The organism is Niallia oryzisoli (assembly GCF_036670025.1).
GTDB classification, from domain to species: domain Bacteria; phylum Bacillota; class Bacilli; order Bacillales; family Cytobacillaceae; genus Bacillus_BD; species Bacillus_BD oryzisoli.
Genome location: NZ_CP137640.1, coordinates 4546182 through 4570694, shown reverse-complemented (window position 1 = coordinate 4570694; position 24513 = coordinate 4546182). Strand labels below are relative to the sequence as shown.

Annotated in this window: 30 protein-coding genes; 21 read left to right on the top strand and 9 right to left on the bottom strand. The window is 38.1% G+C overall.

The genetic code is table 11. The annotated features are described in order from the left end of the window. Window positions 1-46 precede the first annotated feature (46 nt). The 3 genes from R4Z09_RS22865 to R4Z09_RS22855 are packed head-to-tail and all read left to right on the top strand — an operon-like array spanning window position 47 to window position 2444. Window positions 47-688, top strand: coding sequence for a GTP pyrophosphokinase family protein (locus tag R4Z09_RS22865; protein ID WP_338449027.1), 642 nt, complete (start codon window positions 47-49; stop codon window positions 686-688). Window positions 689-715: 27 nt separating this feature from the next. Then, window positions 716-1513, top strand: a complete 798-nt coding sequence (locus tag R4Z09_RS22860; protein ID WP_338449026.1) for an NAD kinase — start codon at window positions 716-718, stop codon at window positions 1511-1513. A 34-nt stretch (window positions 1514-1547) separates the two neighbouring features. Further along, window positions 1548-2444 carry an RluA family pseudouridine synthase gene (locus R4Z09_RS22855; RefSeq protein WP_338449025.1) on the top strand — a complete coding sequence of 299 codons (897 nt, stop codon included), beginning with the start codon at window positions 1548-1550 and terminating at the stop codon, window positions 2442-2444. Window positions 2445-2490: 46 nt separating this feature from the next. On the opposite strand, the gene prpE is transcribed toward R4Z09_RS22855, so the two are convergent. Continuing rightward, window positions 2491-3231 (bottom strand): bis(5'-nucleosyl)-tetraphosphatase PrpE, encoded by a 741-nt coding sequence (gene prpE, locus R4Z09_RS22850; RefSeq protein WP_338449024.1) that lies wholly within the window; start codon window positions 3229-3231, stop codon window positions 2491-2493. A 191-nt stretch (window positions 3232-3422) separates the two neighbouring features. Here prpE and R4Z09_RS22845 point away from each other — a divergent pair, with 191 nt between their 5' ends. From R4Z09_RS22845 to R4Z09_RS22835, 3 genes are all read left to right on the top strand, one after another. After that, complete coding sequence (locus tag R4Z09_RS22845; RefSeq protein ID WP_338449023.1) at window positions 3423-5279, top strand: monovalent cation:proton antiporter family protein; 1857 nt, start codon at window positions 3423-3425, stop codon at window positions 5277-5279. Window positions 5280-5403: 124 nt separating this feature from the next. Further along, the gene (fabI, locus tag R4Z09_RS22840) at window positions 5404-6177 is read left to right on the top strand and encodes an enoyl-ACP reductase FabI (protein WP_338449022.1); all 774 of its coding nucleotides are present in this window, start codon (window positions 5404-5406) and stop codon (window positions 6175-6177) included. Between the two features lie 166 nt (window positions 6178-6343). Continuing rightward, window positions 6344-6976, top strand: coding sequence for a CotO family spore coat protein (locus R4Z09_RS22835; RefSeq protein WP_338449021.1), 633 nt, complete (start codon window positions 6344-6346; stop codon window positions 6974-6976). 65 nt (window positions 6977-7041) lie between these two features. Here the strand turns inward: R4Z09_RS22835 and R4Z09_RS22830 are convergent, their stop codons facing one another. Beyond that, window positions 7042-7557, bottom strand: coding sequence for a CotY/CotZ family spore coat protein (locus tag R4Z09_RS22830; RefSeq protein ID WP_338449020.1), 516 nt, complete (start codon window positions 7555-7557; stop codon window positions 7042-7044). Window positions 7558-7687: 130 nt separating this feature from the next. Between R4Z09_RS22830 and R4Z09_RS22825 the strand changes: the two genes are divergently transcribed. From R4Z09_RS22825 to R4Z09_RS22795, 7 genes are all read left to right on the top strand, one after another. Further along, the gene (locus tag R4Z09_RS22825; protein WP_338449019.1) at window positions 7688-8038 is read left to right on the top strand and encodes a DUF1360 domain-containing protein; all 351 of its coding nucleotides are present in this window, start codon (window positions 7688-7690) and stop codon (window positions 8036-8038) included. 420 nt (window positions 8039-8458) lie between these two features. Continuing rightward, complete coding sequence (locus R4Z09_RS22820; RefSeq protein WP_338449018.1) at window positions 8459-8941, top strand: sporulation protein; 483 nt, start codon at window positions 8459-8461, stop codon at window positions 8939-8941. A 17-nt stretch (window positions 8942-8958) separates the two neighbouring features. Next, window positions 8959-9435: a stage V sporulation protein AC gene (spoVAC, locus tag R4Z09_RS22815; RefSeq protein WP_338449017.1), complete on the top strand. Its 477-nt coding sequence runs from the start codon at window positions 8959-8961 to the stop codon at window positions 9433-9435. After that, window positions 9435-10445, top strand: coding sequence for a stage V sporulation protein AD (spoVAD, locus tag R4Z09_RS22810; protein ID WP_338449016.1), 1011 nt, complete (start codon window positions 9435-9437; stop codon window positions 10443-10445). The genes spoVAC and spoVAD overlap by 1 nt, the downstream gene beginning before the upstream one ends. Before the next feature lie 60 nt (window positions 10446-10505). Then, window positions 10506-10862, top strand: a complete 357-nt coding sequence (gene spoVAE, locus R4Z09_RS22805; protein ID WP_338449015.1) for a stage V sporulation protein AE — start codon at window positions 10506-10508, stop codon at window positions 10860-10862. 150 nt (window positions 10863-11012) lie between these two features. Further along, window positions 11013-11141 (top strand): YjcZ family sporulation protein, encoded by a 129-nt coding sequence (locus tag R4Z09_RS22800; RefSeq protein ID WP_338449014.1) that lies wholly within the window; start codon window positions 11013-11015, stop codon window positions 11139-11141. 132 nt (window positions 11142-11273) lie between these two features. Further along, on the top strand, window positions 11274-11528 hold the full coding sequence (locus R4Z09_RS22795) for a stage VI sporulation protein F (RefSeq protein WP_338449013.1): 255 nt from the start codon (window positions 11274-11276) through the stop codon (window positions 11526-11528). 32 nt (window positions 11529-11560) lie between these two features. On the opposite strand, the gene R4Z09_RS22790 is transcribed toward R4Z09_RS22795, so the two are convergent. The 3 genes from R4Z09_RS22790 to R4Z09_RS22780 form a co-directional block, all read right to left on the bottom strand. Next, on the bottom strand, window positions 11561-13840 hold the full coding sequence (locus R4Z09_RS22790; protein ID WP_338449012.1) for an ATP-dependent helicase: 2280 nt from the start codon (window positions 13838-13840) through the stop codon (window positions 11561-11563). A gap of 143 nt (window positions 13841-13983) precedes the next feature. After that, window positions 13984-14406: a GNAT family N-acetyltransferase gene (locus tag R4Z09_RS22785; protein ID WP_338453335.1), complete on the bottom strand. Its 423-nt coding sequence runs from the start codon at window positions 14404-14406 to the stop codon at window positions 13984-13986. A gap of 20 nt (window positions 14407-14426) precedes the next feature. Beyond that, window positions 14427-14939, bottom strand: a complete 513-nt coding sequence (locus tag R4Z09_RS22780; protein WP_338449011.1) for a YjcG family protein — start codon at window positions 14937-14939, stop codon at window positions 14427-14429. Window positions 14940-15164: 225 nt separating this feature from the next. Between R4Z09_RS22780 and R4Z09_RS22775 the strand changes: the two genes are divergently transcribed. The 3 genes from R4Z09_RS22775 to R4Z09_RS22765 all read left to right on the top strand — a co-directional run bounded on the left by R4Z09_RS22775 (window position 15165) and on the right by R4Z09_RS22765 (window position 18747). After that, window positions 15165-16172, top strand: coding sequence for a TAXI family TRAP transporter solute-binding subunit (locus tag R4Z09_RS22775; RefSeq protein WP_338449010.1), 1008 nt, complete (start codon window positions 15165-15167; stop codon window positions 16170-16172). Window positions 16173-16274: 102 nt separating this feature from the next. Then, window positions 16275-16799 carry a DUF1850 domain-containing protein gene (locus R4Z09_RS22770; RefSeq protein ID WP_338449009.1) on the top strand — a complete coding sequence of 175 codons (525 nt, stop codon included), beginning with the start codon at window positions 16275-16277 and terminating at the stop codon, window positions 16797-16799. Continuing rightward, complete coding sequence (locus tag R4Z09_RS22765) at window positions 16792-18747, top strand: TRAP transporter permease (protein WP_338449008.1); 1956 nt, start codon at window positions 16792-16794, stop codon at window positions 18745-18747. Before R4Z09_RS22770 ends, R4Z09_RS22765 begins: the two co-directional genes overlap by 8 nt. 45 nt (window positions 18748-18792) lie before the next feature. On the opposite strand, the gene R4Z09_RS22760 is transcribed toward R4Z09_RS22765, so the two are convergent. Continuing rightward, on the bottom strand, window positions 18793-19014 hold the full coding sequence (locus tag R4Z09_RS22760; RefSeq protein WP_338449007.1) for a hypothetical protein: 222 nt from the start codon (window positions 19012-19014) through the stop codon (window positions 18793-18795). A 221-nt stretch (window positions 19015-19235) separates the two neighbouring features. Between R4Z09_RS22760 and R4Z09_RS22755 the strand changes: the two genes are divergently transcribed. The 4 genes from R4Z09_RS22755 (at window position 19236) to R4Z09_RS22740 (ending at window position 22405) form a co-directional block, all read left to right on the top strand. After that, window positions 19236-20456, top strand: coding sequence for an amidohydrolase family protein (locus R4Z09_RS22755; protein ID WP_338449006.1), 1221 nt, complete (start codon window positions 19236-19238; stop codon window positions 20454-20456). Between the two features lie 88 nt (window positions 20457-20544). Further along, on the top strand, window positions 20545-21369 hold the full coding sequence (locus R4Z09_RS22750) for an ABC transporter ATP-binding protein (RefSeq protein ID WP_338449005.1): 825 nt from the start codon (window positions 20545-20547) through the stop codon (window positions 21367-21369). Between the two features lie 4 nt (window positions 21370-21373). Further along, entirely contained in the window at window positions 21374-22078 is a 705-nt protein-coding gene (locus R4Z09_RS22745; RefSeq protein WP_338449004.1) for a hypothetical protein, read from the top strand. Window positions 22079-22165: 87 nt separating this feature from the next. Further along, the gene (locus R4Z09_RS22740; RefSeq protein WP_338449003.1) at window positions 22166-22405 is read left to right on the top strand and encodes a hypothetical protein; all 240 of its coding nucleotides are present in this window, start codon (window positions 22166-22168) and stop codon (window positions 22403-22405) included. A 38-nt stretch (window positions 22406-22443) separates the two neighbouring features. Here R4Z09_RS22740 and R4Z09_RS22735 read toward each other — a convergent pair whose 3' ends face one another. The 3 genes from R4Z09_RS22735 to R4Z09_RS22725 form a co-directional block, all read right to left on the bottom strand. Continuing rightward, entirely contained in the window at window positions 22444-22581 is a 138-nt protein-coding gene (locus R4Z09_RS22735; RefSeq protein ID WP_191090587.1) for a hypothetical protein, read from the bottom strand. A gap of 41 nt (window positions 22582-22622) precedes the next feature. Then, window positions 22623-22763 (bottom strand): hypothetical protein, encoded by a 141-nt coding sequence (locus R4Z09_RS22730; RefSeq protein ID WP_338449002.1) that lies wholly within the window; start codon window positions 22761-22763, stop codon window positions 22623-22625. Between the two features lie 127 nt (window positions 22764-22890). Then, window positions 22891-23031: a DUF2292 domain-containing protein gene (locus tag R4Z09_RS22725; RefSeq protein ID WP_338449001.1), complete on the bottom strand. Its 141-nt coding sequence runs from the start codon at window positions 23029-23031 to the stop codon at window positions 22891-22893. Between the two features lie 394 nt (window positions 23032-23425). Between R4Z09_RS22725 and R4Z09_RS22720 the strand changes: the two genes are divergently transcribed. Next, window positions 23426-24490 carry a sulfate ABC transporter substrate-binding protein gene (locus R4Z09_RS22720; RefSeq protein WP_338449000.1) on the top strand — a complete coding sequence of 355 codons (1065 nt, stop codon included), beginning with the start codon at window positions 23426-23428 and terminating at the stop codon, window positions 24488-24490. Window positions 24491-24513 lie beyond the last annotated feature (23 nt).

The following is a 24513-nucleotide window of genomic DNA, read 5'->3' as shown; positions in this document are numbered from 1 at the left end:
GGGCTGAGCAAGGCGCTTGCGCTTTTCTGAACAGGGTGGTGTTTTTTTGGAAGATTGGGAAAGTTTTTTGGCTCCATATAAACAGGCGGTCGAGGAGTTAAAGGTAAAATTAAAAGGAATGCGCGGTCAGTTTCAACTACAATCCAGCCATTCACCGATTGAATTTGTCACAGGCAGGGTAAAGCCGATTGCCAGTATTTTAGATAAGGCTCATAACAAAGGGATCCCGCTCGATAAGCTGGAATTGGAAATGCAGGATATTGCGGGCTTGAGGATGATGTGTCAGTTTGTTGACGATATAAGTAGGGTAGTTGAACTGTTGCGCAAACGAAACGACTTTGAAATTGTTGAGGAAAGAAACTATATTTCTAATAAAAAGAAAAGTGGCTATCGTTCGTATCATATGGTTATTCGATATCCGGTTCAAACCATTAATGGGGAAAAAAAGATATTGGTTGAAATTCAAATTCGTACATTGGCGATGAATTTTTGGGCCACGATCGAACATTCACTTAACTATAAATATAAAGGTCAATTTCCTAAGGATATACAAATGAGACTGCAGAGGGCTGCAGAAGCTGCTTTCCGCTTAGATGAAGAAATGTCATTAATAAGAGGCGAGATTCAAGAAGCCCAGGCATTCTTTAGCAGCAAGAAGGAATCACAGCAAAAAGGGGGAAGTAAGTAAAAGTTGATGAAAAGGGAGCTTAAACCGATGAAATTTGCGATTACTTCAAAAGGCGATGCAAACTCCAATACGCTCATGCATAAGATAAAAATGTATTTGCTCGATTTTAACTTGCAGTATGATGAAGATCAGCCGGACATCGTTATTTCTGTTGGCGGAGATGGCACACTGCTCTATGCATTTCACCGTTATTGCAGCCGTTTAGACAAAACGGCCTTTGTTGGTGTTCATACTGGACATCTTGGTTTTTATGCTGACTGGATTCCGGAGGAAATTGAAAAGCTTGTTATTGCTATTGCAAAGACACCATTTCAAGTAGTAGAATATCCATTGCTAGAAATCATCATCAGGTACCAAAACGGTGAAAGAGAATCAAGCTACATGGCATTGAATGAATCAACCGTTAAAGCCGTTGAAGGTTCACTTGTCATGGACGTTGATATACGCGGGCAGCATTTTGAACGATTCCGGGGTGATGGATTATGTATATCCACTCCTTCAGGAAGTACGGCTTATAATAAGGCGTTAGGCGGAGCGATCATCCATCCCGCCATTCCTGCGATTCAGTTAACAGAGATTGCATCGATTAATAATCGGGTATTTCGGACTGTTGGATCTCCGCTGATCCTACCTGGGCACCATACATGTACGCTAAAACCGGTCAATCAAAGGGATTTTCATGTTACAATTGATCATCTTACCCTCTTACATAAAGAGGTAAAATCTCTTCAGTTTAGAGTAGCTGACAAAAAAATTCGCTTTGCACGTTTCCGTCCATTTCCATTTTGGAAAAGAGTACATGATTCATTTATCTCTAACAACTAACAGGGTATGAAATCGGAATAGGGGCGGTACTTTTATGTCACGTTTTATGCTGCAGTGGGTAATTGACACCCATGATGCAGGAAAGATGATCAAAGAGTTTTTAAAAGAAAAAAGTATTTCTAAAACAGCTTTAACGGATATAAAGTTCAAAGGCGGTACAATAGCTGTTAATGGTCAAGAAGTGACTGTTCGTTATTACTTGCAGGCTGACGATCATTTAACTGTCCATTTTCCTGTGGAAGAACCTAGCGCAGGCCTTTTAGGGGAAGATTTGCCGTTAGATATTCTCTATGAAGATGATTATGTCATGGTGGTAAACAAATCCTATGAAATGAATACCATTCCGTCAAGAGAACATCCAACAGGAAGTCTGGCCAATGGATTGATCGGCTATTTTCATAAAATTGGGTTGCTTGCCACCACACATATTGTGACAAGACTGGACCGAAATACATCCGGTCTTGTATTGATTGCCAAGCATCGCCATATCCATCATTTGCTAAGCAGTGAGCAAAAAGCAGGCAGAATTAAAAGAACATATGAGGCTTTTGCAGAGGGAATATTGAAAAATACAAGCGGTATGATCGAAGAGCCAATCGGTCGTAAACAAGAAAGTATTATTGAACGTGAAGTAAGAGCAGATGGACAGTATGCATTGACACATTACCAGGTCATTCAATCTTTCCCGCGATTTACATGGCTTAAACTGCAGCTTGAAACGGGAAGAACGCATCAAATTCGAGTCCATCTTTCATATATTGGACATCCGCTATTAGGGGATGAGCTATATGGAGGTCTAACAGATCTAATGAAAAGACAAGCTCTTCATTGCCGGAAGATTATCTTTATTCACCCTATTATCGGGGAAACGTTTGAATTTACAGCTGAATTGCCTTCAGATATGCAAAGTCTGCTGGAGAGAAGCAAATAATAGTTATAAAGTAAATAAGAACATAAAAGCCGGCGCAGTCCGGCTTTTATGTTCTTATTTCACGGAATTTTTCTGGTACAAACGGCATCGCAGAAGGTACCGACATTATTTCAAACTCGGGGTATCGTAGGGAAGAAAGTTTACCGCCAAATACGGCTCCTGTATCAATATTATATGTATTGCCAATGTTTCTTACATCTCTAACAGGCGTATGACCATACACAATTGTTGCTTTTCCCTTATACTCCAGCGCCCAGTCTTTTCTTACAGGTGAGCCATCCTCATGTTTTTCACCGGTAATATCACCATAAAGTACAAATGTTTTTACTCTTGAATTTTGTTTGCCAATTAATTCTTCGCTGATTCCAGCATGAGCAATAATTAGTTTTCCATCATCTAGGATACGATATAATGGAGCATTTTCATATAATTGCATAAAGGCTCTTCGAACCTTTTGCTGTTCTTTACGATCAAGGGCTTCATATTCCGCTACAGTAGTTTCTAAACCATGTGTGACTTGTACCTTATTACCCAGAAAATAACGATAAAGCTTATTACAATGATTTCCCGGTACATAATAAGCTAAATCCTTTTGGATTAGAGTGAAAACGGTGTTAATGACACGAATGGATTCCGGCCCGCGGTCTGTTAAATCACCAACAAAAGCGAGCTTCCTATGATCTGGATGAATCGGAATGCCATTTTGCCAATCGTAGCCAAGCTTAACAGTTAAATCATGTAACTCTTGGAAACAGCCATGAATGTCCCCAATGATATCCACTTTCATGCAATATCCCTCCTTTTTCAACTATAGCTGCTTAGAAACGGTCTATTCTTCTTCTTTTTTAATATGTTCAATTCCTTGTTTATTAATATGAAATATGTCAATTACTTGTTATAGAGTATTCCATATTTCTAGCAATATTAACTCTTTTATGATAAAAAGTTAAAATAGATTATTTATTAAGGAGGCAATAAATGGAACATGGATTATCCGTTACGTCATTATTAATTGTAATTTTGGTGGCTTTTCTAACACCCTTACTATTACACAGATTAAAGCTGACTTTAATTCCGGTTGTGGTTGCAGAAATTTTGATGGGTTTACTAATTGGAAAAAGCGGATTTGATCTTGTGGAATCAGATATGTGGATTGAAACTTTGTCAACGCTTGGTTTTATTTTCCTGATGTTTTTAAGCGGACTGGAAATAGATTTTAAGGCTTTTTCAGGAGGAAATAAACGAGCCAAACTTCCGAATGGCAAGCTTGAGCCAAATACATTTTTGACTGCAACGGTTATTTTTATTGGGATTTTTATTATTTCATGGGTGTTATCCTATTTGTTTGTTTTAACAGGTTTTATTGATAATGCGTTTCTCATGACCTTAATTATATCTACCATATCATTAGGTGTCGTGGTTCCTACGTTAAAGGAAGCGCATCTAATGAAAACGGCAATCGGTCAAATCATTCTATTAGTTGCTGTTATTGCAGATCTTGTTACTATGATTCTTTTAGCTGTATTTGTTTCTTTACAAGAGGGAGGCGGAAATACTTGGCTGCTCCTTATTTTATTTGCTGCTGGTGTTCTGCTTTATTTTGTATTAAAACTATTTAGAAATCAAACCTACTTAGAAACCATGGCTACAGGAACGGTCCAAATTGGAACAAGAGGTGTTTTTACCTTAATTATTGTACTTGTCGCTATCTCAGAAACTGTCGGGGCAGAGAATATTTTGGGTGCTTTTCTTGCGGGTGTCCTTGTATCGCTCATGTCACCAAATCCTGAATTAGTTCATAAACTTGATTCATTTGGTTATGGATTTTTAATTCCAATCTTTTTTGTTATGGTTGGCGTTAAATTAGATATCTGGTCATTATTTGGAGATCAAAAATTACTGCTGCTTATACCATTACTATTGATTGGTTTATTCATCTCGAAAATCATTCCGGTTTATTTATTGAAAATTTGGTATGACAAAAAGACAGTAGTTGCCTCTGGATTTTTGTTGACCTCTACTTTATCGCTTGTTATTGCTGCAGCAACAATTGGTGAAAGGATGGGTGTCATTTCTGAGGAAATGGGAGGTATGTTCATTCTAGTAGCCGTTATTACGTCAATTTTTACACCAATCGCTTTTAAGAAAATCTTTCCCTTTGAAGCAGAGCATATTAAAAAAACAAAGGTGGCAATTATCGGTGCAAATCAATTTACGCTTCCAGTCTATTCAGAGCTGAAGTCTGGGGCATTTGAACCCGTACTTTATCATACAGCACAAGGCAAATCTGATAAGTCAAGTTTCCCATCATTGTTTGCCATTACTGAGATTGATGATTATTCATTAGAAGCGTTAAGTGGTACAGATGTGTTTGAGGCTGAAATTGTGGTTATTTCTACAGGTGATGAAAGGGTCAATGCGGAGCTTGGATCGGCTTTAAAGGAAAAAGGGATGGAACGGGTGATTTGCCGTATTGAAAGCCAGGAGCTTGAGGCACAATTAAAGAAAAAAGATATAGAGGTTTTTTCGGTTCTGCTCTCAACGAAAACCTTATTACGTGCTCTCATTGAATCACCACATGTGATGAATATTTTAACCAATCAAGAATCGGCATTATACGAAATATATTTAACAAATAATAGGTTTGAAGGCATGACATTACGTGAATTTCCATTTACCGGCGATGTAATATTTGTCCGTATCTTCCGTGGAAAAGACTCGATCGTACCACACGGAGAGACGGAGTTGCATGTTGGGGATCGTTTAATTGTAACTGGTACGAAAGAGTATGTAGAAGAATTGAAACAAGAGCTTCAATTTGGGCTTTACTATTAAGACAAATCTTTAAGAAAGAAGTTCAGCGTTTATAAATTGTTCTTCTTTCTTCCCTTTTCAATTAAACTGTAGTAAAGTTAGTACTAGGTACTAATAACTTGTTATAATAATGGAGGTATAAAATATGACGATAAGTTTAACTGGTAAAACATTTGTTGTCATGGGTGTTGCAAATAAACGCAGCATTGCCTGGGGAATTGCACGCTCATTGAATAATGCAGGTGCTCGGTTAATTTTTACATATGCTGGAGAACGTCTTGAGAAAAGTGTGAGAGAGTTAGCTGATTCACTAGAAAGACCTGATACACTTGTCCTTCCATGTGACGTGACAAAAGATGAGGATATCGCAAAATGCTTCCAAGAAATTAAAGAAACAGTCGGTACGATTCATGGGTTAGCACATTGTATAGCGTTTGCTCATAAAGAAGAGCTTGATGGCGAATACATGAATGCTACACGTGATGGTTTTCTATTAGCACACAATATCAGCTCTTATTCTTTAACAGCTGTTGCAAAGGAAGCACGTTCTTTAATGACAGAGGGCGGAAGTATTGTTACGCTTACCTATCTTGGCGGTGAGCGGGTTATGCAAAATTATAATGTTATGGGTGTTGCGAAGGCTTCTCTTGATGCAAGTGTTCGATATCTGGCAGCAGACCTTGGTAAGGATAATATCCGTGTCAACTCGATTTCAGCTGGACCAATCCGTACATTATCTGCAAAAGGGATCAGCGATTTCAATTCCATTTTAAATATTATTGAAGAGCGCGCTCCATTGCGCAGAACTACAACCCCGGAAGAAGTCGGTGATACGGCAGTTTTCCTATTTAGTGATATGGCTAGAGGGATTACAGGCGAAAACATTCATGTCGACTCCGGATATCATATTTTAGGCTAAATATAGTCTCCAAAAATAAAGGATAAGACCTGCTTTCTTTTTATAATCGAAAGCAGGTCTTTTTTGTAGAAAAATTAAGTTTTTGTTTTTATTTATGACAATAAAGAAACCAATTTTTATTTATTGCATAAATATATTCATAGATTCCTTAGAGGAGGAGAGAAGTATGCCTGAAAATCAATCGCGAGAACCGCTCCTTTATATTCAACAACCAGAATTGGCATATCCAAAGTTGGATATGCAGCAAACATATATAATCTCTAAACAACAAAAAGAAAAACAAACAATTGCTCCATTTCCTGAATTGGATAGTGATTCGGAGACAGTAACAAACCAAACGGCTGTGCTTCAAGATAAAGAGACTGAAATTGCGGTTGAAGTGAAGAAGCAAGAAGTGATCGTTGAACAACAAACCAAAAAGGATGTCAGCACAGATAACAGACCACAAAACCAAGAGCTTGATCAAAAAGCTGTTCAGGAAGTAATCAATCAATACAATAATCAAAGTCAAGAAAGTGATAAGAGCGGACCATCAAAGGGTAAACAACATTCATATTCTTTTAAACGAGTGAAAAGCTTTAAGGAGATGAATACATTAGAAAAGCTCAATTATTTAGAGCATTTCCCTAAGTTGCTTCCGCCAGTACCTTGTATTTTTGCAACAGGAAGCAGCTCTGTTAGAGGTTTTTTACTGAATAAGACCGAGGACTCAGTTGAAATAAAGCTTTTTAATGACAAAATCATGGATATTCCAATTGAGCAAATTACAGAGGTAAAAATGCTTGGTTTACATTCATAATCACTGGCCTATGAAATAGAGAGAAGCCAGCGGGTTGCTGGCCTCTTTGATTAATCAAGACTTGATTAATCGCAAATGCCAAGATCTACATCAGCGATACATTGAATAGCACAGAAGCAGTTTAGGTCGACAGTAATACAGTCATTTGTGCTTTCAAATCCACATAAATCACAGAATGAGCTTAAATCGATGCAGCAGTTTTTAACCATATTTAAGGAAGCCATTTGACCGTTCTCTTTTGTGATTGGTTTAATCACACGTAATGTTGCACAGCAGTTATCGAATACATCCTCTACTCTAAAGAAGATCGATACACATGCACCTTCTCTTCCCTTAAAGAATGCGTGGAATGGCGACCCGTCAGCTGTTTTTAATACAAATACTCTTGTGTCGGCATTTGTTCTTCTAGCTGGTGAAACAAGCGAGCCTAGTGGTTCCTGAAAACAATTTGTTGGACATTCACATTCATTTTCTGCATTATCTTGAATATCTTTAATCGCACGGACTACATCACATACACAGCCTCTAGAACTAGTATCAGTTGTACCTAATACATCGTCGTCGTTTCTTCCGCAACCCATAATGTTTTTCCTCCTTATTTATTTCTTATGTGTTTCTACACTAATAACATATTGTCGGATGGTAATTTGGGATACGGACAAACGCCTTGTTTTGCGAAATTAGGCTTTATAAGCTTTTGGAGGCTTGATTATGGAAATTACCTTTCTCGAGTTGCTTATACTGGGACTATCTTCTTTTCGTCTTACTAGATTGTTTGTATTTGACAAAATAACTGGTTTTATTCGCGATTTTTTTATTGATGAAATAGAAGAGTATGATGAAAAAGGACAGAAAGAAATTTATTTAGTACCGAAGCAGGGATTTGTAAAGGGGTTTATTGGTGAATTATTAAGCTGCTACTGGTGTACTGGTGTTTGGTCTTCCATCATTTTAGTTGCCTTCTATTTATTATTTCCTGCTGTTGCCGGACCAGTTTTATTGGTGCTTTCTGTAAGCGGTCTGGCAGCTATCATCGAAACAGTTATCCAATCAAGGCTTTAAATATAACGATTTCAGCGCTAGGCACCTGATTTACACAAGCTATTCTTTCTTCGCATAAACTACTATATGGAGTTAAAAATATGTGAAGGGAGGATAGCATTATGAATCAATCTCAATCTTGGAAGAAAAACGCATCGTCCCAAAATGTGAAAAGCAGCAGCTCAAAATCAGCTGTAAAGAAAAAAGGCTGCGGCTGCGGTAAAAAATCATCCAGCTAAAACATTAATATACATGAAATCGAAAAAGGGTTCATAAAAGAAATGAAAAAAGTAGTATCTGTGCTCAGATGCTATTTTTTTCTGAGATCATTTTTTATGTTCTCTAATTGGAAATTATTTTTGTAAAGCTAACCATCATAAATTTGCCTATTAGGAAGAAAATATAAATACGATAAGTAATTTTACATAGGAAGGGTCGAAAATGAAAAATAAACAGACGATACTCTGCGTTTTCATCATGATATGTCTGTCAGTAATAGCGGCAGGTTGTAATACCCAGCGTAATCAATCAAGTCAAGATTATATGTCATTGATGCAAACGACTAATCCTGCACCAAGAACCGTTGCTTCGGACTCCAAACCAGATCTCATTAAAGAGATTGAAGAAGATGTTGAATCACATAAGGATTTATATGATGTTGCGGTGATTAAGGGAAAGAAGCACATTCTTGTCGTATACAAGGTAAAGCATATGCAGCGATTTCATATGAAAACAATTGAAAAGGAAGTTAATGAAAAGCTGGAGAAAAAGTATCCAGACGAGAATTTTATCGTTTCCAGCGATTATAAAATTTTCTTAGAGGCGGTTAGATTAGGTGAAAAGATGAAGGATCCAAAATACCCGGATAAAAAGGCGGATGAGGAGCTTGAAAAAATTGTTAAGCTAAAGAAAGAATTAACATAAGAAAGGGGTTGCTGGGAATGGGGAATCAGAAGAAGAAAAAGACACCAGAGCAGCAGCAGTATGAGCAGCTTCAGCAAAAACATGAAACAAAAAGGCCTGTTTTCAAAAACTGTATGAAAGCATTTTTTGTTGGGGGATTTATTTGTACGATTGGACAAGCAATTAGCTACTTTTATATTTATTTCTTTAATTTCACGGAACAAACAGCTGGTAATCCGACTGTTGCAACGATGATTTTTATTGCGATGCTGCTGACCGGTTTTGGGGTATATGACAGAATCGGCCAATTTGGCGGAGCAGGCAGTGCGGTACCAATTACTGGTTTTGGAAATGCCGTCATTTCAGCTGCGATCGAACACCGGACAGAAGGATTTGTGCTTGGTGTTGGAGGAAATATGTTTAAGCTTGCGGGTTCCGTTATTCTATTTGGTGTTTTTGCTGCATTTGTCGTTGCATTAATTAAAACAGTACTAGTAATGTGGGGTGTAATCTAATGCTCGTTGGGAAGCAATCTTGGGTCTTTCAGCAGCATCCGGTCATTGCTGCAACTGGAGTTTCAGGCGGGCCTTTTGAGGCAAATGGAAATTTAGCCAAAGATTTTGATATCCTGCATGATGATTTATGGATGGGACAGGATTCGTATGAAAAAGCGCAGCGAGTATTGATAGAAGAAGCCATTCAAACGGTGCTGCAAAAAGGTGACATTCAAAAAGAAGATGTTCAATTTTTAATTGCTGGGGATTTAATTAATCAAATCACACCGACAAGTTTTGCAGCAAGAACCGCTCAAATTCCGTACTTCGGTCTTTTTGGTGCATGCTCAACGTCCATGGAAGGACTGGCATTGGCCTCATTTATGGTCAATTACCAAGGTGCGAAAAATGTATTAACAGGTGCATCCAGCCATAATGCGGCAACTGAGAAACAATTCCGTTACCCGACTGAATATGGCGGTCAAAAACCGCCGACAGCGCAGTGGACAGCAACTGGTGCTGGAGTCGCTCTTGTAACGGAAAATAAGAACCAAGAGAACCTTCCATACACCACATCCGCAACAATTGGAAAGGTCATTGATATGGGGCTGACGGATCCGTTCAATATGGGTGGAGCTATGGCACCAGCTGCAGCCGATACCATTACAGCTCATTTAAAAGATATGAGACTTGAACCGTCACATTATGATGTAATTGTAACAGGCGATTTAGCCAGAGTCGGTCGGGAAACCGTATTGGACTTATTGGAGCAAAATGGATTAAAAATGGATTCTGACCGTTTTCTTGACTGCGGTCTTATGCTTTATAAAGAAGATCAGCCTGTGCAGGCGGGAGGCAGCGGTGCCGGCTGCTCTGCAGTGGTATTGTATGGACATTTATTGAATCAAATGAAGAAAGGTGTTTATAAACGTATACTGCTCGTAGCTACAGGTGCATTGTTATCCCCGCTGAGCTTTCAGCAGGGTGAATCGATTCCTTGTATCGCACACGCAGTTTCTATTGAAATATAACTTCAGACAGCAGGGCGAAATTGAACTTATGAAAAAAGATATTAGAAGGGAGAATACAATATGCTGCCAATGTTTTTTTGGGCATTTGTGGTTGGCGGACTTATTTGTGTAGTTGGCCAACTATTATTTGATGTAGCAAAATTAACTCCTGGCCACACGCTAAGTCTATTGGTTGTTATCGGGGCAATATTGGATGGGTTAGGGCTGTATGAGCCGCTTGTAGATTTTGCCGGTGCCGGTGCAACCGTACCCATCTTAAGCTTTGGGAATTCTCTTGTTCATGGTGCTTTACAGGAGGCAGAGCAGCATGGATTAGTAGGTGTTTTAACCGGTATGTTTGAAGTTACAAGTGCGGGTATTTCAGCGGCGATTGTTTTCGGCTTTTTAGGAGCATTATTGTTTAGACCAAAGGGATAAAAAAGCCATAAGGCCGGTTCCTTTTCTTCCAGCTAAAATTATTGGAGAAAAGGAAACCGGTCTTATAATTTAATTTTTAAGCTTGCCCTCACATATTTTATTTTCGTACATATTTTATATTGACTCAATAATTAAGTGAGGTGAAAAGATATGTTCGGATGTGGATACGGCGGCTACGGTGGTTACGGCTACGGTGGTTATGGTTACGGCGGCAGCACATTTGTTTTAATCGTTGTGTTGTTCATTCTTTTAATTATTGTTGGTGCAAGCTTCTACTAATAAAACTCATGTAGAAGGAAGAGCTGCTCAATGATTTGAGCAGCTTTTTTTGGGGCAGTTTGTGTGAAAATGACACGATTTTTTCACCTTTTCATAGTATATAAAAGGCTTGAAAGGGAGGCATTATTTAAAATGGATAATCAGTTTTTTAAAAATATCGAGAAAAAGACCGGCGTTAATATGAAGGATATTTTAGATTTAGCCAATTCACTGCAAAATGCAAATTTTAAAGATGAAAATACAGTTCGTAATGTGGTCAGAAGAGTATCGCAAATTGCCAATAAACCAGTTTCAAAAGAAACAGAGGATAAAATTGTCGAGTCGATTGTTAAGGATGGTAAACAACTTGATATCAACACCATTTCTAGAATGATTAACAAAAAATAAGTGATGAAAAAGCTGTCCCAAGGGGGCAGCTTTTAATATCGAATCGATGTTAAGAATCGAGATGGGTTTGCTTTCTTTCCGCGCCTATTTTGCGGAATGGAAAGGAATAATTCCTCTTTTGCTCTTGTTGCTGCTACATATAACAAACGTCTTTCCTCCTCAAGGGGGTCACTGTCACCTGCACGGAGAGATTCCAGCGCGTAATCATGCGGGATGCTGCCATCAACAGTTCCGATGACATAAACAATCTTATATTCCAGTCCCTTTGCGCGATGGATCGTACTTAAGGTAACGGCATTTTTCCGTTGTTTACTTTGCTGTTTCATTTCTTTATTCATAGCAGCCATATGGTCAGCATGGTCAAGAAAATCCCGAATAGAAGTAAAGTTTTTTGCTGCAACTTTAAGGTCGCGAATATCATCAGACCCTTTATCCCACTGATTTCCTTCATTTCCCCGCTTTTTTAGAAACTCTTGAAAGCCTAGTTCTTTCTCAATCTTTTCAATTGCAGCCAGTGGCGGCTTTGCGACGACTGAGCGGATAACAGGGGCTACTTTTTTTAGCTTCTTTTCTTGAAAAGAAAAGCTTGTCTTGATTCGGCCGATGCATTCGAGCAATGTGCAGTCGTTCAAAATACTTTCTGCTTTTATATCGGTAATAATGCTCTGTTTAAGAAAAAGGGATGGCAAAATGTTAGCTATTGCATTCTGATCATCTTCATTCAAGGATAATTTTAAAAAGGAAAGCATGCTTTTAATAATAAAGCGCTCATAAAATGAATCAATGTCCTGATCAATTTTAAATGGCAGACTGGAAGTAGTTAGTCTTTCAAATACAGCTCTGCTCGCTGTATTTGTGCGAAAGAGAATAGCAAAATCACCCGGGTCGGCACCAGCAACAATTTTCTCACTTATATCTGTGACAATCATGGTTGCCTCTTCCTCCTCATCTTCTGGAAAGAATAAAACGGGTTCATGATTATTCGCAAATTGGGCATGCATTTGTTTTGGCCGACGATGTTTATTTGCGGCAATGATTTTATTAGCAGTTTCGACAATGGCATGTGAGGAACGGTAATTTTCACTTAAATGAACAACAGCAGCCTGTGGAAAGTCCCTTTCGAAATACCGGATATACTGCGGGTCACTGCCGCGAAAAGCATAAATCGATTGATCATCGTCCCCAACCACACAGACATTTTTCTTAACGGCAGACAGCATTTTGATCAGCTCATACTGAACCTTATTCACATCCTGGAACTCGTCAATTAAAAAATAATCAAAGCGATTTTGATAGCGTTCAAGTAAATCAGATTCCTCTTGAAATAGTTGATAACAGCCTGTCAGCATATCATCAAAATCAAACAGTTCTTTTTGCCTCTTAAATTGTTCATATCGTTCATATAGAAATAATACCTTTTCATCCCAGTTCGTTTCAGCCTTTACTTGTTTTGGAGTCAGGAGTGAACTCTTCCAATAACCGATCTGCTGAAGGGCTGCATCGTAGGCAAATTCTTTCTCATCAAGATCTTGTTCTCTTCCCGCATCTTTTAAAATTTGCCGGCGCTGCCACTCGATATTTAAGAGCTTTTTGCTGTTCCATTTTTCCGGAAAATGATGCGCAAGAATTCGGTAGAAAATACTATGAAAAGTCCCTGTGACCAGACGGTTTATTTGGCTCTTTACAATATTTGGATAGTTTAATAGTCTTGTTTTCATTTCTGAAGCTGCTTTTGCTGTAAACGTCACAAGCATAATTCTATTTGCCTCTACCTTTTGTTCTGTCAAGAGATAAGCTGTCCTGGCAGTCAGCACTCTTGTTTTCCCGCTTCCAGCCCCGGCCAGTACAAGAAGAGCTCCATTAGGATGGACGACTGCTTCCGCTTGATTAGCATCTAAAAAAACATTGGCATCAGAAAGAGCCTTGATATAAGGAGAATGTATCGTTGACATATTTTTTTCATTTGAAATAAATGGGGGGAGATAAGCGACAGCTTTAGCCGTTTTAAAAGTTCCGCTATTTTTTGTCTTTGTAATCACATTCGAAGTGGGGATGCGGAAACCGTTTACTTCCCTTACGATCAAATCAGCAGCCGTCTGCTCTTCGATTTCTGGATCTGTACAATTTGAGTGTTTTGTATAATTATGTTGAAAATATGGGTCCTTTTCAATCCCTAAAAATAAGCGGACTTTTTCCGAGCATACAGGACATTCTAAGAGCCCCTTTTTGCCATCTTCATATATTCGTTGATAGGATGATCGATTCGTTTCATCAAGAACGATTAATTGATTTCCTTGTTTGGCAGTTTTCATAAATATTTCTCATCCTTTTTTACATCAATAAAGTAGACAAATTTAATCATATCAAAAATTAACTGTGTACAAAAGGATGATTTCGAAAAAGGATTTGTTTGCTATTTGTAATGGGTATGAAAAAACCCTGCTATTAGCAGGGTTTAAATTTCTTTTATCATGGTCTTATGAGGAATTCCTGCATCGAGAAATTCCTCTGATACAACCTCATAACCTAATTTACTATAAAAAGGAATGGCATGAGTTTGAGCGTTAAGCTTTAAACGCTTGAAGCCTTCATTTTTTGCATAAGATTCAATTTTTTCCATTATCGCTTTCCCCGCACCAGTGCCACGGTAGTCGCTAAGAACACATATCCTTTCAACCTTGCCATATCCATTTACTGTTCTAAATCGTCCGGCACCAGCAGGTTCTTCTTTAATATATAGAACAAAGTGTGTTGCTTCTGACTCAAGGTCATCAATTTCTTCTTCTGGCGGCACGTTTTGTTCTTCGACAAATACTTTTTTGCGAATCTTGAAAGCATCGTTTAGCTGCTGTTCACTGCTGATTGTCTGTACATCCATCGAATTTACATTCATTGTTGTTATTCCTTTCCAAGATGAAATGTTTCATATACTGTCCAGGATCCATTTTCTAGCTGATACAAAAGATGAAAACGATCCACTTTATCCTGCATATTTACTTTTAGCATTTGTAATGAACCGAATACATCTGAATGCTCATCATTTGTCAGCTTTTGGGCGACTGTAATATGGGGTACATAAACATATTCTGATCCATGGCTTGGAACCTTTGATTCAATTTCATTGTGCAGGCTTTCTAGGTCATCCTTTGGATCAATTTTTAAAAATATGACATTATTAACTGGTTTGAAAGAGCTGAATTTTGTGAGGGTAATGTCAAAAGGTTCAGTTTTTTGTGCAATCTCATGAAGTTTTTGCACAATGGTATTGGTCTCATTGGACTCTGTTTCAAAGCCAGATTTTAATGTGATATGTGGAGGTATAAGCGTGTAATGTGGGTCATATCGTTTTCGATAAGAATTAACAAAATCTTGTAAAGGTTTTGCAGGGAAAATCACAATACCGTATTTCATCGATTTACCTCCGTTTAAGTAAGTTTGATTACCCAAATGATATAATGCAGGATTAATTGATTTCCATTATAACAAATTTTTGCCTTAATACTGAAATAATCAATACTAAAATATATGTTTTAAAACTCTCTAATTAACATAATTATCAGAAAATATGATAAAATTATAATTGGAAAATTTGTACTATAACAAATTTTCCGTAAAATAATAAAAGGGGGAAATCTTTTGAAGAAAAAAACTTCATATTTTATGACGGCTCTGGTAGTAGCACTTTCATTGGTTTTGGCAGCCTGCAGCGGTTCAAGTGAAGAAACAAGCGGTAGTTCTACAGATAAAGGCAGCGGGGAGTCTGAAAAACCGAAATTTATCAGCATCCTGACAGGTGGAACGGGAGGTACATACTATCCACTTGGCGGAGCGTTTGCTAATATCATTTCACAAGAAACTGGAATTGAAACCAATGCAGAAACGTCAGGTGCTTCAGCCGAAAATATGACAACTTTAAAAGATGGAAATGCTGAAGTTGCTTTTTCACAAACAGACATTGCTGCCTATGCTGCAGAAGGAAAATTAATGTTTGAAGGGACTAAAATTGATAATGTACAAGCAATTGGAACCCTTTATCCTGAAACCATTCAAATTGTAACAACTGAAAAATCAGGAATTAAATCAGTCGAAGATTTAAAAGGGAAAAAAGTGTCTGTGGGTGCACCGGGATCCGGCACAAATCCGAATGCTGAACAAATTCTTGAAATGTACGGCATGACATTTGCTGATATTGAAAAGAAAGATCTTTCTTTTGATGAATCCACAGCTGGGATTCAAGATGGAACTATCGATGCCGCATTCGTTACTGCTGGTACCCCTACAGGAGCTGTCGAAGGTTTATCAGCAACAGAGGATATTGTGATTGTGCCGATTGAACAGGACAAAATCGATGCGCTAATTAAGAAATATCCATACTATATTCAAGATGAAGTAGCTAAAGGAACCTATGGTCTGGAAGAAGCAGTTCCAACTGTTGCGGTACAAGCGATGCTTGTTGTCAGAGATGATCTTTCAGAGGATGTTGTCTACGATATCACTAAAGCCATTTTTGAAAATCTCAATCAGGTTACCCACGCAAAAGCAAAACTAATCAAAGCTGAAAATGCTTTAAATGGTGTTGGAATTGAGGTACATCCAGGAGCGAAGAAATACTTTGATGAAATAGGTGTGAAAGCAGCTGAATAGTTGAGCTGTTGTCCATTTATTTAAAGTTTGTTTAATAGCCGGCTTGCAATCATTTCGTTACGGGCCGGCTATTTGTTTTATGACATAGAGAGGGGAGAAAGCATGGTGAAGAGTAAGTCCATTTATCTACTCTTTTTAATACCCTTTTTCCTAATCATCATCCTTCTTTTTATTTTCACCCCTGTTAAAGAAGCACTTGTTTTTCAATATCAAAACAGTGGGAAGACACTTGCTTATATCCCCATTTCGGAAGGAAACACGTTTCAGATGAAATATACTCATTCAATTCATTTATCGGATGTTGTAGAAAGTTATGAAGTGACGGGTGACAGGCAGATCAAACAATATGAATTGATGTATGAAGACTTTGCGATTGGTATGCCGGAAAATGCTTCTGGAGGAGAGACATTCGAACAGAAAAATGGAAAATACTATTTAAAAAACATGGATAGAAAATTTCCATCCTTTGATCTTCGAACCGGAAAGGTACGAGCCAATCATACGCTAATTTTCCTTGAAAAAGAGTATCCTCTTTCCCGTGTAATAAAGCCGGGAACGTGGGTTCGGATTAAAATAGCAAGAATTAATCTATGGCAAATGTGGAAAGGAGTGAACATGCTTGAGTAAACAATACGAAACACTTTCAGAAGAACAACAGCAGGAGCTGTTAGAAAAATATGATCCGGAGGCAGGTACAAGGAAATTAAAGGGAATATTTGGTTGGATTGTTTTTTGGGGGCTTCTGGCTTTTTCACTTTTTCAGGTATATACATCAGTATTTGGTGTCTTAACTGCGCAGTTGCAGCGAACAATTCACTTAGGGTTTGCATTGGCCTTAATTTTTTTACTTTTTCCTGCGAGAAGAAGGGATGTTGGCAGAAGGAATAAGGTTGCATGGTACGATATGATTTTTGCCCTTTTATCTGTTGTGGTTGGAGCTTATTGGCCGTTAATGATCGACGAACTCGTAAATCGCGTAGGGCGGTTAACGTCGTTAGATTTTATTGTCGGTTTACTGGCGATTCTGCTGGTACTTGAAGCAACAAGACGAACAGTTGGGTTGCCGATCACCATTATTGCAATCGTATTTCTGGGTTATGCGATATATGGCCCGTATATGCCTGGTCCGCTGGCCCATCGCGGCTTAGAGCTTGACCGGCTTGTTCAGACGATGTTTTTTACTACAGAAGGGATTTTGGGAACACCGCTAGCGGTCTCCTCCACCTTTATTTTCTTATTTTTACTGTTTGGATCATTCTTAATAAAAACAGGGGTTGGGGAATATTTTAACGATTTGTCCATCGCAATTGCCGGACGCAGTATTGGCGGTCCCGCAAAGGTAGCTGTATTCTCCAGTGCCTTACAAGGAACAATCAGCGGCAGCTCTGTCGCCAATGTTGTAACGAGCGGAGCGTTCACCATTCCAATGATGAAAAATCTCGGCTACCGAAAGGAGTTTGCTGGTGCTGTAGAAGCAGCCTCTTCAACCGGCGGACAAATAATGCCGCCTGTTATGGGTGCCGCAGCCTTTTTAATGGCTGAATTTATCGGAATTCCCTATGCGGAAATTGCGTTGGCAGCAGCTATACCAGCAGTCCTTTATTTTGCCGGTATTTGGATTGTGACCCATTTTGAAGCAAAACGGATGGGATTGCGCGGCCTGACAAAGGAAGAGATGCCCGACAGAAAAGAGGTTCTGCGAAAATCCTATTTATTAATTCCCATCATCGCGATTATCGTTCTTCTTATGACAGGAATGTCTGTAATGCTTGCTGCGCTTTATTCGATTGTGATTTCCATTGTGGTTAGTGCTTTTAATAAAGAAACGAGAATTGGTTTTAAAGGAATCATTGATGCGTTGGTAGATGGAGCTAGAACAGCACTGGGGGTTGCTGCAGCAACAGCAGCAGCCGGGATTATCGTTGGCGTTGTTACAAAGACAGGACTTGGCTTGAAGCTCGCAAACGGATTGCTGGATATTGCAGGTGGAGCTTTACTGCCTACGCTGTTTTTAACGATGATCGCCTCGCTTATTTTGGGGATGGGCGCACCAACCACTGCTAACTATGTCATTACTTCAACCATTGCTGCTCCAGCAATTATCATGCTGGGTGTACCGGATTTATCGGCCCATCTATTTGTGTTTTATTTTGGGATCATAGCTGATATCACACCGCCTGTTGCATTAGCAGCTTTTGCCGCAGCAGCCATTTCTGGAGGAGAGCCGATAAAAACTGGAATAGAGTCGTCAAAACTTGCTATTGCCGCCTTTATTATTCCTTATATGTTCGTCTTTTCTCCAGAACTGCTTATGATTGATACTACCTGGTATAAGGTTTTATGGATTATTATCTCTGCCTTTACAGGCATGATTGCCATTGGAGCGGGTGTTGTCGGCCATTGGTATCGAAAAATTTATTGGTATGAACGGATTCCAGCCATTGGCGCCGGCTTGCTGCTTATTCATCCGGGAGGAATGACAGACCTCATTGGCTTTGCCATCTTTGCCGGATTAATTGTCATTCAGTTTATTTTTAAAGGTCATAATACACCAAAGGCTCAGGTTTCAGGCTGAACGTAAAGGGGCTGTCCCATACAGTCCCTTTTTTTTAGTTCCATATTAACTACTCCGGACAATCTCATGTCTCACGGGCATAATAGATAGGACATTTTTTCGTTTAAAGACGCGCGTCTGTCTTCTGAGGAAGCAGTAGGCTCTTATATACTCCCCATCTAATTGTTTAACGACAATTTTTCTTTGTGTAAATTGATTTTTTTCAGAAAGGTAAATCATTTCAATTGGAATTTGCTCGGTTAACGATTTGTTAATAAGCAGCTGCATGAACATACACACCTTGATGTTTTTACCTTAGTATATACAAACAGGTGTTCTTTTATACGTGTTCTGGCAGCATTCCGAAATTCAAGTTAGGTATTCACACAAAAATTCCCTCTGTCATAAAATAATAAAAACCGAAGGAATGAAAGAAATTCAAAACAGTTCTCGAAAAAATGGACAGTACTTGAAAAATATTGACAATTCCTTAATTGGTGGTGAAACCATTGTCGATTTATATAATAAAAGCAAAGAAAATCATTACTGTCTCGAAAAAAGGAACAATTGATCATGGAGCAATGGTTGTTCAAAATGGAAAAATAATGAACATCTCAACATGGGAAAAAATAAACCAAAAATATCATCAAGTACCACTGTTAGATTACAGTGATTATATTATTTGCCCTTCCCTCGTTGATTGCCATACACATCTACTCGAATTTGGTCCTCCATCACAATTCCCAATTACACAAGAAACCCATTTGCTTGCAGGTAAAGCGATTTTACTCAATACCCTTTGTGCAGGAATTACAGCACTAGGCGAACAGGTATGTGGTAACCCAATATGTGATTTGCGTGTTTCAGAGCTAAAGCGGGCTGCTCAGGATATCCCAATGGATATCAGCTTTGCGGCGTCTATTTTATCCCTAGGGTTTAAAAGGCTCATTCATTTTACAGCCGTAACAGGCTCAACACCTGTTCCTCGTGAGGTACTCGTCAGTAAAGAGGTCTTAGAAACTTTGGCATCGGAAAACGAATATGCAGGCGAAAACATCTTTATTAATGCAACACCGGGCAACTTTTTAGAAAGTGAAGTGCCGAATGCAGGTGAACTAATATATTCTCAGCAGGAGTTAGAATACATTGTATCGATTTTTCATGAGCAGGGACAACAAATTGGTGCCCATGCAGCAGGAGAGCCAGGGATTCAAATGGCACTGGAAGCCGGATTTGATGTGCTTCATCATGCCCATGGGATAACAGATAGTCAGATAGAAAAAGCGGCCCGGCAAAAGACACAGGTGGTTGCAACTCCTCTAGGTGGTACACATCTTAAGCCAAATACATTTGCAGAAATAATGAAAATGGTAAATGCCCAAATATCGGTTTCCATTTCAACAGATGCTTTTCTCCCTCCTTATGAAAAAAATGCAGTTGCATTGCAAAACGATAGAAAGACATTAATGGGACCGGAAGCCTTAATGGCCATTGCCAATCCTTATATGAAAGGGATGCTGGAATATGGATATAGCGAAAATGAAGCATTGGCGTTAATCACCAGGAATCCAGCAAAGGTACTTGGGAAAGAAACACAATTTGGTAGTTTAGAAGCAGGGAAAGAAGCCAATTTTCTCATAGCAGAAGGAACTCCAGGCATTGAAATCGTTAATCCAAACAAAATTAAAGCGGTTTATTTTCGAGGGGAAAAGGTAGTCTCGAGGCTTTAATGATTTATTTAGAGCTGCAGTATCGAAGCTGCAGCTTGATTCTCCTTTAGTGTAAATATGGTAAAATAAAGAAAAACAGGAGGGAGCCATGAATCGTTCAATTGTAGTTTTACAAAATGCAAGTAAACAAATTCATAAAAAATTAATCTTAAAAGATATAAATCTAACCTTTAATATAGGATTGACAACGGCAATTGTCGGTCACAATGGTTCTGGAAAAAGTACGTTACTAAAATTAATTGCCGGGATTTATGAACCAACCAAAGGAACAATTGAACGCATGACCAAGAGGATAAGCTACGTTCCTGAACATTTTCCAGAAAATCTCCGTTTTAAAGTAAAAGAATACTTATACATAATGGGAAAAATGAGAGGATTAGATTCCGCGGTCCTTCAAAAAAATATTCATAAATATAGCGGGCAATTTGGGATTGAGGCCTATCTGGATACTCCCTTAAACAACTGTTCAAAAGGGACAAAACAAAAGGTTGGGATCATCCTGGCATTATTATTGAAATCAGATATTCTATTGCTCGACGAACCTTTGTCAGGATTGGATGCTGAGTCGCAGAACGAACTAGCTATGCAATTGAAATCGATAAAAAGTGATCATTGCATTGTTTTTACTGCACATGAATCACTGTTAGTTGATCGTTTAGCAGATCAAGTGATTCAAATTAATAAGGGAAAAGCGGAATCACATCTTTACTCGCTGACACAGGGAAAACAAATGGTTATCAATATAAAGGTATATGATAGAAGTATATTACATACACTGACAGGTATTTTGGAAATGAAGTTTGAAGGTCAGGATACGGCTGTTTTAATTGTATCTAACCATGATTCTGACAGAGTCCTGCTCCAGCTGTTGGAACAAGGCTGTTCGATCCTGAAGCTGGATGAAAGAAGGTAATGGTTTGCGGGCTTTTATTCAATATCAGTTGCTTAATTATATTCGATCTTTAAAATTTATCCCTTCCTTCACTGTGTTTGGTGTATGGATTTTTATTCTTTATGCCTATAAAAATGTTCCCATCCTAAGCAGCTATGCGGTATCAAGTATTGCCATATATTTGACGATGTGCTGGGTTGGTTTAACTTTATTTTCTCTAGAAGAAGACAGCGAAAAGCATATCCTGTTTGCTGCGATTAAGAAGAAGGAGCTCTTTTTATTGGGAAAATGGCTGACAGCTCTTATACTGTTTATTCCTCTTTTTCTTCTTGCCGAGTTTTTCCCGATTGTTACGAACAGTTTTAAAGGAGATGTATCTCTTATTCATTATGGTTTATCCTTCTACAGCCACTTATTACTAGCACTATTGGGTCTTTTAGTTGCTGGCTTCTTTTCCATAACAAATCTTACGGCAAAACGATATGCCTGGTTATCTGCAGTATTTGTTCTTGTTGTATCATTGGCCGAACGATCGATTATTGAATCCATTTCATTCAGTAAATGGATCTTGTGGATTTTCCCTCCTGCCCTAAAGGTAATTGAACCGTTAAGCGGCAATGATTCTATTGTAGTGAGAAAGGAATTCTTTGTTAACTTGCTAATGGTTATCTTTTATTTAATCGCAGGTTATGCAGTCTTATTTAAGCTTTTTCTTAAAAAACACCAATAATCTAGGGTTGCCTTAAAAACATCCGATTTCGGATGTTTTTTTTCTGCGGTAGTATACTAAACAAGAGAACCTTTGGAGGTGGAATAAATGGAGGACCAGAAGTTTTTTGATCAGGAAGCAAATGAGGCAAATATAAAAATAAATCAAGAATTGGATGATAACAGTTACAGACCGCATCGTACAGGTAAAGAAGGGGAAAATTCAACAACAGAAGCAAATATGAAAATTCAAGAGGCTTTTTATAATGAAGAAAATTCAGATGGAATCATTCCAACGTATTTGAATAACAACACACCAGCAATCAAAATTACAGGAAATGATAAATGATGGCATGAAAAAAACCGGTCTGTGGACCGGTTTTTTACTTAGACAATCCCATCTGTTTTGTCACTTTTGTCTTTATTACGTTTATTGCCTTTGCTGTTATCCCCGCTAAATGGCACTTCGCCGTGAAGTTTAGGTGAATTTTGATTTTTGCTGCCCTTATTATATTTTTTAGTCATAGGAGTACCTCCATTCCTGGTTAAAGTAAGTACTATTTACTTTATTGGCCGTCTGCACCGTTAGACGTAACTCTTCGTGTATGACCATCTTCAAAATTGTTTTCTCTGAGTTCTTTTACTTTGTCATTCAATAATTTTTTTTGATCGACTTCAGGAGACGGAGATAGCTTTTTCTTCGACATATGAGACCCTCCTTAAAATTACTGTTAAGCATCATTAGTATGCTTCATTATTTTCATTTAATGAGGGTTCCTGAAAAAACGGAAAACCTTTTTTAATAGCCTGTTTTCCCAGATCTTTCCACGATAACTATTTTTGAAATCGATGTTTTTCAATGATTTCAATTTGCGTAATTTTCCCTTCATGCACGACGATATTAACTGAACCAAATTTAATTTTCTCTAATAGCTCGATAATATTGTTTAGTTTTTCTTGATCAACCACTGCCATTCCCCATACCTCCCGATTTTTCCTTGTTTTTTTAAAAAAGGAGACACCTTTTCCACTTATTTCATATAGTGAGGTGCCTTTGGTAGACCAATCAGCGACAATTCATTTTATATTATCATAAATCACATAATTCCTATCAGTCAAGTGAGTTTTAAAAATAATGAAAAAAATGGGTATTTGGTTATGAAATGATAAATAATTAGAATTCTTAGTTGACATATAGGATTAATATATTTAAAATAGGTTTTAAATATTCAAAAAAATACAAATCTGCCGATCAGACATACTGAAGGCACACAACATTTATCAAGGTGAACTTGTATTCACTTTGCTAAGCAGTTGTGTGTTTTTTTTGTATTTATGAAGATTAATTTAATTAATGGAGGGGTTGTACATGTATCAGATTAAGAAAAAACGAAAGTTGAAGTTGGCAACAGCATTAATGGCATCATTTGTTTTGCTTTCAGGATGCTCATCAGACACATCGAGCAGTGAAAATAGTAACGGGAAAGGAAAAGAAAAAAAGGAAACAGTTGAGTTATTAAATGTATCATATGATCCAACCCGTGAACTCTATGAAGAATTTAATAAAGAATTTGCTACTTATTGGAAAGAAGAGACAGGTCAAGAAGTAACGATTAATCAATCACACGGCGGGTCTGGCAGCCAAGCGCGTGCGGTTATCGACGGCTTAGAGGCAGATGTAGTTACATTAGCACTTGCGTATGATATTGATGCTATAGCAGAACAAAATTTAATATCTAAGGATTGGATACAGGATTTTGAAAACAATTCATCCCCCTATACATCCACAATGGTATTTCTAGTTCGTAAAGGAAATCCAAAAGGAATTAAAGACTGGGATGATCTTGTGAAAGAGGGAGTCTCTGTTATTACACCAAATCCAAAAACATCTGGCGGGGCACGATGGAATTACTTAGCAGCTTATGGGTATGCGTTAAAACAAAACAATAATAATGAAGAAAAAGCAAAAGAATTTGTTAAAAAACTATATCAAAATGTTGAGGTATTAGATTCCGGTGCACGTGGGTCTACAACAACTTTTGTTGAAAAAGGGATTGGTGATGTATTAATTGCATGGGAAAATGAAGCATTACTTTCTTTGAAAGAATTAGGCGAAGGTGAATTTGAAATTGTTGCACCATCAATAAGTATTCTTGCCGAACCACCAGTAGCAATTGTTGATGATGTAGTAGACAAGAAAGGAACAAGAGAAGTGGCAGAAGGTTATTTAAAATTCTTGTACAGTGAAAAAGGTCAAGAAATTGCCGCACAAAATTATTATCGTCCACGTGATGAAAAAGTGGCGGAAAAATATGCGGACCAGTTTCCTGAAGTAGAGTTATTTACTATTGATGAAGTATTTGGTGGATGGACTAAAGCACAGGAAACCCACTTTGCTGATGGCGGAGTATTTGACTCCATTTATGCTCAATAAATTAAAGGATTAAATAATAAGTT